Raw genomic sequence first — 13,529 nt, forward strand, 5'->3', positions numbered from 1 at the left:
ATGGGGATTAAAATATCCTATGGAATAAATTAATGGAAATGTTTAAAGGGAGTTCGCATTATGAACTCCCTTTGAATATTGAAACTATTAGTTGGGAAGTTACCATTTCCATCTATAATACTTATTTTATATTTAACTGTTTTACTGGCCTTGCCTCAATATATCCTCTATATCCCATAGGAGCCAATTGAAATCTCGGGCCATCTTCATCCGCCCATTTAAAGCCATAAAGCTCGGGATTATAATTTTTCATAGTATCCCATAGTTCGTTTATTGCTTCATCAAATTTTTCGTCATCATAAGGCTGCCCTTGAAATATCATCATTTTGCAGGGGGGAAGGTCTATTAAATCAAATCCTTCTGGGACTTCTCCTGCGTAACTTACGGGAACTTCTACGCCTTAAGTATATGATGAGGTGCCTGTTTTAATTAAGTTCTCAGGCATCCACATTCCGATAGGTTCGTAGATAGCTTCTTTAATACTAGAAAGCACTCCCCATAGGCAGCGGACTTGCACAAAAAATGGCTTACCTATTATTGGAGTGAGTATAGCAAGGAGGCACATGCTGGGCTTGCTCAAATGTATGTTGATGATGAAAGATTCACAGCGTACTATGATAAAGAACAACCTGGTACGGCAGCTTTTTTAAGAGATGCAGTTCTCATTTACACAGGTATGAAAAAATAAAAAAAAGGTTTCCATAGTTCAGAACTTGATGAAATTGTACGATAATAAAACAAACTAAAGTTATAATATATTTTCATTAAGGAAGGAGGGTTTTTTATGGAAACAAGAGATATTAGAAAATTTTTTAGAATTGAGTGTAAAACACCAATTTGTACACAAATTTCTATTGTTAAATTTAATAATAAAACGGTCACTACTGGAACGGGAAATATTTGTGTGGAAAATATCAGCTCTGGTGGTCTTAAGTTTCTGTATAGTTTAAACCTACCAGTAAGTGATATTATGGTTATTGAGTTTAAGGTGATCATTGAAGATATGAGCACTGCTTTTTATGGTAATATTGTGAGAAAAGAAGAAATTGATAGGGGTATATATAGATATGGAGTTCAGTTTGTTAATAAGGCTGATAATGATCATGAACAGTTCATAAGCAAGCTTAGTCAGTTAAATAAAGAGGGGATTTTAAGCAATTCTGCACTTTGCTCATGTGATGGAGCAGATTGTATTAGAAAATATAAGGGGAAATTTAATAAAAGACTATATAAAAGATATAAGCTTAATAATAATTTTGTTGCAAAAATGAAAGTATACAAAATTAGTAATAAATCTGGCATATGGCAGTGGGTCACTATATTAATAGATAATATCTCACAAGATGGTATTCAATTTATTACTGACATCGAAGTACCAATGGATGTGGATACACTTTTAGAATTTAGTATAGTTATTGCTGATATAAAAATTTATGCTAAAGGTTATGCGCTCTGGAGAGCAAAAGCTGAAGAGAATAAATATAGATATGGTGTGAAATTAGATATCCCTGATTCAGAAAAGGAAAAGATAGCTGGTATTTTAGAAGAAGTAGTGGATTTTTCTTTAGAAAAAGGATTATTAACACGAGAATGTTTTAGACTAAAGTTTAATTATCCAAAGCCTGAAGAACATGGCTTTGAGTGGTGGGTATAAAAATAACAGGTTATGTTTAAGAATAGTGTTGATACTTGTATAGGATTAAGGGAACCCAAAAATGGGTTTCCTTAATTACAATTTAAAGAATGGTATTTACTCCATAGATTGCTTGGATTCCTCCTCCAATTTCTAGAACAGCAGTTTTAAATTAGTTTTTTAGCCTCAATATAAAGGGTCTTAATAAATTTTTTAATGTTAATGCGTGTAGGAGACATACAGAGATCATCATTTGCAAGCTCCATCATTTTTTTTCTAACTTCTGCAAAGTGGAAATATTTTGAGGCATATTCTTCGAATTTAGGATTTGAATAGTCTGTGAGTCCTAGGGAAGCTAAATGGTTTAGGGATTGAAAAATTGCCCGTCTAATCCTTTGTTCAGAAGCTTTCATTTCCTTTTTTATATCATCTTGATTTCCAGAAACACTATTCTTTTTTGTAGCTAAATTTATAAAAATATCTTTTAATGAAGGAAATTCATGTCCAAGGGGTGTATCCTTTTCAAGCTCAAATAAGTATTCTAAAATATTTAATATATCTTTACTGCCACTTTCACTTATTAGGCCTATCTCAGTTAAGAGAAACTGTCCAGCAGTAAGAATATTTTTTTCGGAAGAGGTAGGCAAGTTTTTGTTTATTTGTGTTCCAGTTCCTAAAACACTTAAGGTCTCTTTAATATCATTAATGGATTTTTGTAGCTGCATGTGTGCAACTACTTTTTTAGTAATTCCAATGAATTCAAGTCTATTAATAGGTTTAGTAATATAATATTCAACCCCAAGGGCATAGGCGTTTCCTATCATTTCTTTATTTTCCACCTGGGAGATCATTATTATTTTTCCTTTAAATTCTGAGCCTAAATCTTTTACAGTATTTAGCCCATCTTTAATAGGCATTAACAAATCAATAATAAGTATATCTACTTTTTTATATGAAAGGAGATCAGAATCTACAGTAGAACCATTATCAGCCTCTCCCACCACTTCTCCAAGATCAAAATCTTCTATGATTTCACTTAAAATAGAACGAACAACCTGGTCATCATCAATTATAAAAAATCGCATATTATCACCCTTTCTGAATTAAATTGCTTATTGGTAATTGAATAACAAATATTGTTCCAAGGTTTTCGCTATTATCTCGTGCTACTATAGTACCTTTAAGGTTATTTACTACATCTTTTATATAGGGCAGGCCCATGCCTGTGGATGGCTTCCCAGAATTATCATATTTAGTGGTGTAGCCTGGTTTAAATATAAGCTCTTTTTTATTATTAGGTATGCCACCAGCATCATCTGCAACTATAAACTCAATTAATTCACGAGTTTTACTTATAGAGAGATTTATTGATCCGTCAATCTTTATTGCTTCTACAGAATTTGACACTAAATTATTAATAATAGAAAGTACTGTGTAGACATGCATTGGAGGATAAACATCATTAATTACTGAATTGAATTCAATATTTTTATGTAATGAGTAAGAATATTTTTTATTTGTTTCAAGAATGATGCTAATTATTTCATCAATTGTCATATAATCAGTAGAATTACCATCAGCTATCATCTTGGATAATCCTGCATAAATTCTTTGGTTATCTTTTTTTATTTCATGTACCTGACCTGTAATACCCAATAATTTTTGGCTTAATTCTTTAACATTTAAAATAGTATCCGTATTTAATAGATTTTGGTAGAGAGTATAACAATCTCTAGTGATATCTTCAGCATTTTGTAGTGATTTTCTTAATTGAACTGATTCCTCATATAAATTAGAAATTAATAATATCATATGAGAGTTTTGCCTTAGCTGCTTTTCTGCTAAATGTTTTGCTCTGTTAAGCATAACGATATAAAAGAAACTTAGGGTGAAAAAGCTTCTTATAAAGGATATTATAATAATTTCGCTAATCATAGTGAAATTTATTGTGTTTCCTAAAATCAAATGTCTAACTAAAAGTTCCATCATGCTAGCAGTCATTTCTATTAAAACTGCAAAAAAACCAATTAATAGAGGACGATGATGAATTTTATTTATCTTTGCTAAATAAAAAAGCAAAGAGTAAGTTACATAATAAAATAGGGAAGAAAAGTGTAATACCAATTCAGAACTAAAATGAAAACTGCCATTAAAATAGGAATCTAAAGTAATACGAAAGGCAACAACGAAAATTCCTACTAGAAAACCTGCTAGAATTGCAGGAATTTTACGAGTCCAAAGCAGAAACAAGAAAAATATTGGTATGCCCAGTCCTATTCTAAAACTGCCATGAAAGGGATAAAACTTGAGTTCACCGGCTAAAGTTACAATGATTGCTATAAAAATCAGAGTAAAATAATTATCTTTCAAATGAATTACACTCCTTGATGAAATTTATTTTTTTAAAAAGTCGGAATATTTATTTTGTAGCTTTGTGTAAGATTATGTAGTTTTAATTATACAATCATATCAAGATAAAAAATAGATGAAAGTTTGAAATAATATATTTATTCAAGAAGGGGATGGAATGTTCATGAAGAAAATTAAATTTACCTTAGCTATGCAAATTCTTATTGGTCTTATTTTAGGTGTTATTGTAGGAGCGGTATTTTATGGTAACCCAGCAGTGTCAACTTTCCTTAAACCTATGGGCGATATCTTTTTAAGGTTAATTAAAATGATAGTTGTACCAATTGTTTTCTCATCATTAGTTGTAGGTATAGCTGGTGTAGGAGATATAAAGAAAGTTGGAAAACTTGGTGGTAAGACACTTCTATATTTTGAAGTTATAACTACTGTTGCAATAGTTCTGGGTTTATTAATAGGAAATGTATTTCACCCAGGAACTGGTATAGATATGCATTCTCTTGTTAAAACAAGTATTTCAAGTTATGTTGATACTGCATCAACTGTTCAACATCACACTTTCGCAGATACCTTTGTAAATATTGTTCCAACTAATATTGTTAAATCCTTAGCTGACGGAGATATGCTTTCAATTATTTTCTTCTCAATTATGTTCGGACTCGGAATTGGGGCAATTGGAGAAAAAGGCAAACCAGTTCTTCGACTTTGTGAAGGTATCGCGCAGGCAATGTTCTGGGTAACTAACCAAATAATGAAGGTTGCGCCCTTTGGTGTATTCGCATTAATAGGTATAACAGTTTCCAAATTTGGTATTGCTGCTTTAATTCCACTTGCCAAATTAGCTATAACCACATACGGTGCTATGATATTCTTTGTAATAGTTATATTGGGATCAGTGGCTAGAATGGTTAATGTAAATATATTTTCCTTTATAAAACTTTTAAAGGAGGAACTAATACTGGCATATAGTACTGCTAGTTCTGAAGCAGTTTTACCAAAACTAATGCAGAAAATGGAGAAGTTCGGTTGTCCAAAGGCAATAGCATCCTTTGTTATACCAACAGGATATTCATTTAATCTAGATGGTTCCACTTTATATCAAGCCATAGCAGCGCTTTTCATTGCGCAACTATATGGAATTCACTTACCATTGCTTACACAAATCAATCTAATGGTTGTATTAATGCTTACTTCAAAAGGTATAGCAGGGGTTCCAGGAGTCTCCTTTGTAGTTCTTTTAGCCACATTAGGTTCTGTAGGGATTCCAATAGAAGGATTAGCCTTCATAGCAGGTATAGATCGTATCTTAGATATGGCAAGAACTGCTGTAAATGTAGTTGGTAATTCTCTCGCTTGTGTAGTTATATCCAAATGGGAGGGCCAATATAACCCTATAAAAGGAAATGAGTATATAGAATCAATGGATCAAATTGCAGTAAATAGCTAATGAAATTTAGCAACACAAAAAATAAACCTTGCTCATTTTTTATGAGCAAGGTTTATTTTTATATATAATTATTATATTTCAATTTATGTTTGACATTTATGTTAAAATACAAAAGTAAAGCAATAAAAATAAACCTGTAGAATATAATAAGCACTTATACTTTTTGCTAGGGGGTAAGATTATGGTTAAAGTAGTAGCAATTGTTACATTCGTTGTTTCAGCTGCAAAATTTTATGAAGGGCAATTAAAAGAGCTATTTGGAGATAGTATTGATGTTAAGTTGTTTTCATTTGAAGATAATTCAATTAATAAAATAATAAATGCTGATGTAGTAATGGTATCAACATATTCAATTTATGAAACAGTAAAAAAGAATATTTCAGATGAATGTGAAATTGTAATTCCAAATTTAACTTTATCCAAAATTGTACTTAAACAAATTAAAAAAATACCGAGTGGAACAAAGTGTATGCTTGTTAATTCCAGTGCAGATATGTGCATTGATACTATTTCTTTGTTTAGTCAATTGGGAATAAATCATTTAGAATTAATTCCTGTATACCCAGGAATCAATGAAATTCAAGAGCTTGATTTTGCAATAACACCTGGAGAATCAAAATTTGTTCCCAAGAATGTTAAGAAGGTTATGGATATTGGAGATAGAATTTTAGATACTAGTACTATAATTGAGATTGTACTAAAGTTAAAACTTGAATATTTATTAAAAGAAGACAAGTTTATAGAGTATTCTGATAGGGTTGCATCAAATGGCTATAGTTTAGAAGAATTAGCAGGTAAGACAAATAAACTTGAAAGCCAGTTTGATATTCTGTTAAAAGTATTAGATGAGGGTATAATTGGGGTTAATGCTAATGGAATTATTTTTGCCTTTAATAATAGTGCAGAAAGAATTATTGGGAAAAGGAAAGATGAAGTTCTTGGAAAGCCAGTAATAGAAATTATTTCCGACATTCCTTTTAATACTGTTATAAATACATTAGAACCTATTAAGTCTAAATTGATAAAAATAAATGATGTTTATATTGATTTAAACCTTGTACCCGTTATTAGTAAGAATAAATCAATTGGTGCATTTGCTATAATAAAAAAGTTTAAGGATGCCGAATATCGGCAGCAAAAATTAAGATTACAGTTATTAAATAGGGGATATAGAGCAAAGTACTCTTTTGAAGACATAGTTGGTGAAAGTCCAATAATTGTAAAAACAAAACATATAGCAGAAAAAATGGCTAAAGCAAGTTCGCCTGTTTTGATTACAGGAGAAAGTGGTACGGGGAAAGAGCTTTTTGCCCAAGCGCTTCATATGAGTTCCTTAAGGAAAGAATTTCCTTTTGTTGCAGTTAATTGTGCTGCTATTCCTGAAAGTTTACTAGAAAGTGAACTTTTCGGATATGAGGAAGGTGCTTTTACTGGAGCAAAAAAAGGAGGGAAGCTTGGTTTATTTGAATTCGCACATATGGGTACTTTGTTTTTGGACGAGATAGAAGAAATGAGTTTTAACCTTCAATCAAAACTATTGAGGATTTTGCAGGAGAAGGAAGTTACTCGTATAGGTGGAGATAGGGTTATCAATGTGGATGTAAGAATTATTGCTGCTACAAATGAAGATATAAAGGAACTTGTATGCAAGGGTAATTTCAGGAAGGATCTATATTATAGGTTGAATGTTCTACCATTAAATATTCCACCTCTAAGAGATAGGGGACAAGATATACTACTTATCATGGAAAAGCTAAAACAGGATCTAGAAAGTAAGTTTCAACTTTCAGATGAAATTAAAAAAATATTTTTAGATTATACATGGGAAGGAAATATAAGAGAGCTTCGAAATTATATCGAATACTTAACATGTATTTCAGAGGGAGAAATAGCTGTTGAAGATCTTCCATTTAATTTATGCAATTCAACAAGAAATACAACTGTAATAAACATCTATGAAAATACAGAATTTAAAGATTTTATAAATATGGTAGGGGAGAGGCTTAGCGATTATTTATTAGTATTAGAACAGTTAGCCATTTGCTACAAAAATCGAGTTGGAATAGGGCGCAGGGCAATCGCTAAGATTGCATGCGAGAAAAACATATTTTTAACTGAACCAGAAATAAGGACAATATTTGTGAACTTGGAAAAATATAAAATGATAATAATATCTAAAGGTAGAGGTGGAAGTAAAATAACTGATTTAGGTCTAAAATTTCTACAATAGCTTATAAATGGGTTAAATAGATTAATAATAAATCTATTTAACCCATTTATTTTATATAATATGGTTATTTATGAAGAGCTATTATGAATTCTACTGTAAACGGTATTATATTAACATTGGCATAGTTATTGCTTATTAGTATATTGTATTTGCAAATACGATAATAACAACATATGGACTTTAGAACAGCAAAAACAATAATTAATGCAATTACCAAAGAGTAAAGCATGGAAAAGAAACAACGTGTTTATTAACATAAATCTAAAATAAAAAGGAGATTAAAAATGAAATATAATTTTGATGAAATTAACAATAGGAAAGTGAATTTTTCTGCTAAATATGATGAATTGAAACCTAAGTTTGGACGTGATGATTTAATACCGATGTGGATTGCAGATATGGACTTTAAAACTGCAAAACCGATTATTGATGCAATAATAAATAGAGCAGAGCAAGGAATATTTGGATATGTTTCAAGACCAGATTCATATTTTGAATCAGCTTGTGAATGGTATAAAAAGAAATATGGATGGAATCTCAAAAGTGAATGGATGGCTCACAGCCATGGGGTAATTCCGGGAATGGTTATGATGATCAAAGAATTTACTAAACCCAAAGATAAAATAATAATTCAATCACCAGTTTATAACGAATTCTTTGATATTGTAGAGGATCATGATAGAGAATTGGTTGTAAATCCATTAAAAATTGTAAATGGTCGATATGAAATGGATTATGATGACTTGGAACAAAAAGCAAAAGCAGGAGCTAAAATGTTTTTCCTTTGCAATCCACATAATCCAGTTGGACGAGTATGGACAAAAGAGGAATTAATAAAGCTTGGAGATATTTGTCTGAAGTACGGAATACAAGTTATAGCAGATGAAATACATTGCGAGCTAGTGTATGGAAATAATAAATATACTCCATTTGCATCCATTTCAGAAGAATTTTTTGAAAATTCTATAACCTGTATTTCACCAAGTAAGACCTTCAATTTAGCGGGGCTACAATCATCTATACTAATTTTTGGAGATAAACAGCAACTGGAAACATATAATCATCTTTTACAAATACAAGATATAAAAAGAAATAATTGTTTTAGCTTGGTTGCCACTGAAGCTGCATACAGGTATGGAGAAGAATGGCTTAAACAGCTATTGGAATATTTAAAGGGTAATCTAGATTTTGTAAATGATTACATTAAATTAAATATACCGAAACTAAAAACTTATACTCCCGAAGGAACATATTTTGCTTGGATAGACTGCAAAGAACTTGAAATGAGCGCTAAGGAACTAGAAGATTTTATGAATAATGAGGTTAAAGTAGCATTTGGCTTATGGTATGGAAAAGAGAGCGAAGGGTATGTAAGAATGAATGTTGCATGTCCTAGATCAGTAGTTGAGCAAGCATTAATAAGATTAAAGACAGCTATAGATAAGTTGTAATCGAACTTATGAGAGTATGGTATTTCACATTCGTCTACTAATTAATAAAATTGGGGGGGAAATTATATGAGTAAGGAAAAAACAGAGAAACTGAAAAGAAGCATGAATACGTTTGAAGGTATGATGTTTGTTATTGGGTTGGTTATTGGATCAGGCGTGTTCTTAAAGCCAGCAGTAGTTCTAAAAAATATGGGTTCTACAGGTAGCTCAATATTGATATGGATTGTTGGTGGTGTTATTACTACAGCGGCAGCTCTTACTGTAGCAGAAATCACTGGGTATATACCTAAAGTAGGAGGAATGATTGCCTATTTAGCAGAATTATATAATGATAAAATTAGTTTCTTATTTGGTTGGATAAGCACTTTTATAAATATGCCAGCATCAGTTGCAGCAAATGCCATAGCTTTTGCAATATTTTCAACGTTCTTTATACCTTTAACTGGTATGCAGCAGAAAATTTTAGCAGTCTCATTAGTTGTTTTATTAGCAGTAGCGCAAATAATTTCAACTAGATATGGAGTTTGGCTGCAGACAGTAGCAACAATAGGTAAATTACTTCCAATGGCATTAATAGTCATTTTTGGCTTACTACATGGTACAACCTCTCATATAAATATGGAATTAGTTGGGGATCTTAAAAATGGCTCTCCTGCAGTTGCCTTACTGGGTGTATTATGGGCATATGATGGTTGGTTAAGTGTATGTTCTTTAGCTGATGATATGAAAAGACCTGCGAAGGATTTACCAAAGGCAATAATTATAGGAATAGGACTTGTTATGGTTGTATATGTTACTTTTAATTTGGCTATATTTCATGTATTGCCAGGTAATGTAGCAGTAAATTCAAGTAAAATTGGTGTAGATGTAAGTACAATCCTATTTGGAAAAAGTGGTGCAATTTTTATAACTATTGGAATGATGCTTTCAGTATTTGGATGTATGAACGGGTTACTCGCCTGTGGTTCCAGGTATGCCTACGCAATGGGACAACGTAAACAATTGCCTGGATCAAAGGCTTTAAGTGAAGTAAACTCTAAACAGGGAACTCCAATTAATGCAATATTACTAGAATCCATAGTTGCAATTTTATATGTAGTAACTGGTACATTTAATTCAATAACTGACATGGTCGTATTTGTATTATGGATTTTCTATACATTGGGTATCATTGGAGTATTTATTCTAAGAAAGAGGGTGGTACATAACCCCGAACTTTATCATGTACCATTATACCCAATTACACCAATAATTGGAGCAGTAGGAGGAATGTATTTAATATTTGCAACTATCAAAGATTCACCTATTAGTGCTATTGTTGGAACAGGACTCACGTTAATAGGGTTACCTGTATATTATTATTACAATAAAAAAAATAAAAAAGACGCTGAAAACCAAGATATAGTTTTATAAAGTAGCAAGGAGGAGAATAATATGATAAAAGAAATTATTTCAACTAAAAAATCACCTGCAGCAATTGGGCCATACTCTCAGGCAGTTAAGATATGAATGATTTTGCCATAGTAAATGAGGTATACGAAAAATATTTTACTTCAAATCAACCAGCACGTTCATGTGTTCAAGTGGCAAAACTGCCTAAGGATGGAATACTTGAAATAGAAGCTGTAGCGCTTATATAAAAAGGAGATTTTTCAATGATTAAAATTCCAGAAAAAATAATATTTGCAAACCTACCAACAAGGATAGAAAAACTAGAACGGCTGTCGCAAAAACTGGGTGGACCTAATATCTATATAAAAAGAGATGATCAAACAGGAACAGAAGTCTCCGGTAATAAGATAAGAAAACTTGAATTTTCTGTAAGAGAAGCTCTTAATCAAGGCGCAGATGTACTTATTACCTGTGGAGGAATTCAATCTAATCACTGCAGAGCTACGGCGGCAGTAGCTTCAAGGCTTGGAATGAAATCAGTACTTGTTTTAAGAGGTGATTCAGAGACAGAAGTAGATGGAAACTTGCTTATAGATAAGCTTTTGGGAGCGGAAATTCGCTTTATTACTCCAGAAGAATATAAAAATAATAAAGCTGAAATTATGGAACAAATCAAGGCGCAATTAGAGAAACAGGGATGTAAGCCTTATATTATACCAGAAGGTGCTTCTAATGGAATTGGTGGATTTGGGTACTATAATGCCATGGAGGAAATCATTTGCCAGGAAAAGGAAATGGATGTGCATTTCGATGGAATTGTACTGGCAGTAGGATCTGGTGGAACTCATTCTGGACTATTTCTAGCAAGCAAAACACTGGAGTATACTGGTGAAATCTATGGGTTCAACGTTTGTGATGACGCGCAGCACTTCAAAAATGAGATTTATAAAATATTGCATGAAAGTATGCAGTACCTCGATGTGGATTTACACATTTCAAAAGATGAAATTCATATTATGGATGGATATGTGGGAAGAGGATATGCACTGAGCAGGCCAGAAGAGCTTAACTTTATTCATGACTTTGCAAAACTAGAGGGAATTATTTTAGATCCTGTATATACTGGTAAAGCAATGTATGGATTGGTAGAAGAAATTAAAAAGGGAACATTTAAAAACTGTAAAAACATCCTATTTATTCATACCGGAGGAGCATTTGGATTGTTCCCTCAGAAACACTTATTTATGTTTTAGCTCGGCTTTAGCTGTTTTCATAAATACACTTAGTAAAAATTATTAAGTTTTACTAAATAAATTAATATAAAAATTAAAAAACTCTTGATATTAAAAAGATGTTATTAATTGTAACATTTACTAGTAATGGCGACTCTGATACCTATTTAAAATACTTAAAAGAGAAATCGTAGTGAAAAGAAATATTATCAATAATATTAACGAATAAGTAAAGTAGTAAAAACAGATGTTTTTACTACTTTATTTATTGACTTTTACTAAAAAGCATTGTATATTATTAATTAAAGTAAACGTTTTACAACTTGCATATGAAATTTATAAACAAGCTATAGAAGTAGCAACTACAGACATTATGGTTTTTTAGATTTAAACCAAATCTTAGTGAAGAACATATTACAGATAAATGTTTGAAAACTCATAAAATATAAATTTTCATGGGTTTGAGATAAACTTACACATTTATTATTAAGGGGGCAAAATGATGAAAACAAAAAAAGTATTAACATTATTAATTGCAATGACTTTAACTCTAAGCATGTTTGCTGGTTGTGCAAGTAAATCAAGCAGCAATACTACAGAAAAACCTAAACAAAAGGCAAACATAAGATTTGCAACATGGGACTCTGATGAAACTCTTACATTGCAGCAGAAACTAGTTGATAAGTTCAACAGTGAAAACAAGGATGTGAATGTAGTTCTAGAGGGATATGGTAATGACTATGATACTAAGATTGCTGCAGGCATAGGCGCAAATGATGCTCCTGATGTAATGTATATGTGGAATTATCCTCAATATGGAGGTGCCCTTGAACCTCTTGATAGTTATATTCAAAAAGAAGGACAACCTTATAAGGATAACTTCTATGAAGCATTATGGAACTATAATTCTATAAAGGGAAAAGTTCTTGGCATGCCTGTAGGTTACACAACTCATGTAGTTTACTACAATAAAGCACTCTTTGATAAAGCTGGTATTCCATATCCAACAGCTGGCTGGACTTGGCAGGAACTTACAGAAACAGCAAAGAAGCTGACAAGTAAAAGTGAAAAGGTATATGGATTTGCTTTTTCTGGCAAGCCGGATCCCTATGATTTTGAGATGTATCTATGGAACAATAGCACTAAATATGCAGGAGCTGATTCAAAACTTGAGGGAAATCTAAATAGCAATAAGGCTGTGGAAACTCTTAGTATGTTCCAAAACATGGAAAAAGATGGCATTGCAATTGCCTCTGAGGGCTCTGGTTTAGATGAAATGAAAACCGGAAAGGCTGCAATGTTTATAAACGGGTCATGGTCGTTGGATACTTTAAAAAGCGCTGGTATAAAATTCGGTGTTGCAACACTGCCAGTATTTGAGAAAGGCAAGAAATCCGTAAGTATTATAAGTTCTTCAGGAGTTTCTATATCAAAGACCTCAAAGAATAAGGAAGCTGCATGGAAGTTTATGAAATACTGGACATCTGAGGAAGTAAATAAGGCTCGTATTGGATATGAAATTCCAGTATTAAAATCCGTGGCAAAATCAGAAAATCTTTTAAATGATAGCACATATTCAGTATTCTATACTATGCTCAGCCAGAGTGAAGGGTATACACCTTCATCATTCAAAATAGATAAATGGAGTCAGATATCTGATAAATTATCACTTGTCTTCGAACAGGTATTTAATTCAAGTAGCTATAAGAATCCTAAACAGGCTCTTGATGAAGCTGTGAAATAGTACTTTTTAAAGAATTATCCCGTTAAAATCGGG

9 protein-coding genes and 3 pseudogenes are annotated in these 13,529 nt (G+C 31.9%); 9 read left to right on the plus strand and 3 right to left on the minus strand.

The genetic code is table 11. The features are described 5' to 3' along the window. Nucleotides 1-121: 121 nt before the first annotated feature. Nucleotides 122-514: pseudogene (locus tag G9F72_RS05690) on the minus strand (AraC family transcriptional regulator); the annotation flags it as partial. On the opposite strand from G9F72_RS05690, the pseudogene G9F72_RS05695 reads away from it, so the two are divergent. Next, nucleotides 503-688, plus strand: a pseudogene (locus tag G9F72_RS05695) (TipAS antibiotic-recognition domain-containing protein); the annotation flags it as partial. The pseudogenes G9F72_RS05690 and G9F72_RS05695 sit on opposite strands and share 12 nt — an antisense overlap. A 96-nt stretch (nt 689-784) precedes the next feature. After that, the gene (locus G9F72_RS05700; protein WP_164958846.1) at nt 785-1,654 is read left to right on the plus strand and encodes a PilZ domain-containing protein; all 870 of its coding nucleotides are present in this window, start codon (nt 785-787) and stop codon (nt 1,652-1,654) included. Between the two features lie 146 nt (nt 1,655-1,800). On the opposite strand, the gene G9F72_RS05705 is transcribed toward G9F72_RS05700, so the two are convergent. Together G9F72_RS05705 and G9F72_RS05710 are read right to left on the minus strand one after the other, a co-directional pair. Continuing rightward, nucleotides 1,801-2,718 carry a response regulator gene (locus G9F72_RS05705; protein ID WP_164958847.1) on the minus strand — a complete coding sequence of 306 codons (918 nt, stop codon included), beginning with the start codon at nt 2,716-2,718 and terminating at the stop codon, nt 1,801-1,803. A gap of 4 nt (nt 2,719-2,722) precedes the next feature. Next, nucleotides 2,723-4,003 (minus strand): ATP-binding protein, encoded by a 1,281-nt coding sequence (locus G9F72_RS05710; protein ID WP_164958848.1) that lies wholly within the window; start codon nt 4,001-4,003, stop codon nt 2,723-2,725. A 163-nt stretch (nt 4,004-4,166) separates the two neighbouring features. On the opposite strand from G9F72_RS05710, the gene G9F72_RS05715 reads away from it, so the two are divergent. From G9F72_RS05715 to G9F72_RS05745, 7 genes and pseudogenes are all read left to right on the plus strand, one after another. After that, nucleotides 4,167-5,447 carry a cation:dicarboxylate symporter family transporter gene (locus tag G9F72_RS05715; RefSeq protein ID WP_164958849.1) on the plus strand — a complete coding sequence of 427 codons (1,281 nt, stop codon included), beginning with the start codon at nt 4,167-4,169 and terminating at the stop codon, nt 5,445-5,447. Nucleotides 5,448-5,628: 181 nt separating this feature from the next. Continuing rightward, nucleotides 5,629-7,677: a sigma-54 interaction domain-containing protein gene (locus G9F72_RS05720; RefSeq protein WP_164958850.1), complete on the plus strand. Its 2,049-nt coding sequence runs from the start codon at nt 5,629-5,631 to the stop codon at nt 7,675-7,677. Nucleotides 7,678-7,961: 284 nt separating this feature from the next. Then, entirely contained in the window at nt 7,962-9,128 is a 1,167-nt protein-coding gene (locus G9F72_RS05725; RefSeq protein ID WP_164958851.1) for a MalY/PatB family protein, read from the plus strand. A 66-nt stretch (nt 9,129-9,194) separates the two neighbouring features. After that, on the plus strand, nt 9,195-10,541 hold the full coding sequence (locus G9F72_RS05730) for an APC family permease (RefSeq protein ID WP_164958852.1): 1,347 nt from the start codon (nt 9,195-9,197) through the stop codon (nt 10,539-10,541). Nucleotides 10,542-10,630: 89 nt separating this feature from the next. After that, nucleotides 10,631-10,768 (plus strand): annotated as a pseudogene (locus G9F72_RS05735) (Rid family hydrolase); the annotation flags it as partial. A 15-nt stretch (nt 10,769-10,783) separates the two neighbouring features. Continuing rightward, the gene (locus G9F72_RS05740) at nt 10,784-11,773 is read left to right on the plus strand and encodes a D-cysteine desulfhydrase family protein (RefSeq protein WP_164958854.1); all 990 of its coding nucleotides are present in this window, start codon (nt 10,784-10,786) and stop codon (nt 11,771-11,773) included. A gap of 481 nt (nt 11,774-12,254) precedes the next feature. Further along, nucleotides 12,255-13,496 (plus strand): ABC transporter substrate-binding protein, encoded by a 1,242-nt coding sequence (locus G9F72_RS05745; protein WP_164958855.1) that lies wholly within the window; start codon nt 12,255-12,257, stop codon nt 13,494-13,496. Nucleotides 13,497-13,529 lie beyond the last annotated feature (33 nt).

Origin of the sequence: Clostridium estertheticum, assembly GCF_011065935.2 — a bacterium.
Classification (GTDB): Bacteria; Bacillota; Clostridia; order Clostridiales; family Clostridiaceae; genus Clostridium_AD; species Clostridium_AD estertheticum_A.

Excerpts from the sequence above, each read along its gene's own strand:
- G9F72_RS05720 (WP_164958850.1), top strand. The coding sequence starts at position 5,629 with ATGGTTAAAGTAGTAGCAATTGTTACATTCGTTGTTTCAGCTGCAAAA.
- G9F72_RS05740 (WP_164958854.1), top strand. The coding sequence starts at position 10,784 with ATGATTAAAATTCCAGAAAAAATAATATTTGCAAACCTACCAACAAGG.
- G9F72_RS05715 (WP_164958849.1), top strand. The coding sequence starts at position 4,167 with ATGAAGAAAATTAAATTTACCTTAGCTATGCAAATTCTTATTGGTCTT.
- G9F72_RS05745 (WP_164958855.1), top strand. The coding sequence starts at position 12,255 with ATGAAAACAAAAAAAGTATTAACATTATTAATTGCAATGACTTTAACT.
- G9F72_RS05725 (WP_164958851.1), top strand. The coding sequence starts at position 7,962 with ATGAAATATAATTTTGATGAAATTAACAATAGGAAAGTGAATTTTTCT.
- G9F72_RS05730 (WP_164958852.1), top strand. The coding sequence starts at position 9,195 with ATGAGTAAGGAAAAAACAGAGAAACTGAAAAGAAGCATGAATACGTTT.
- G9F72_RS05700 (WP_164958846.1), top strand. The coding sequence starts at position 785 with ATGGAAACAAGAGATATTAGAAAATTTTTTAGAATTGAGTGTAAAACA.
- G9F72_RS05705 (WP_164958847.1), bottom strand. The coding sequence starts at position 2,718 with ATGCGATTTTTTATAATTGATGATGACCAGGTTGTTCGTTCTATTTTA.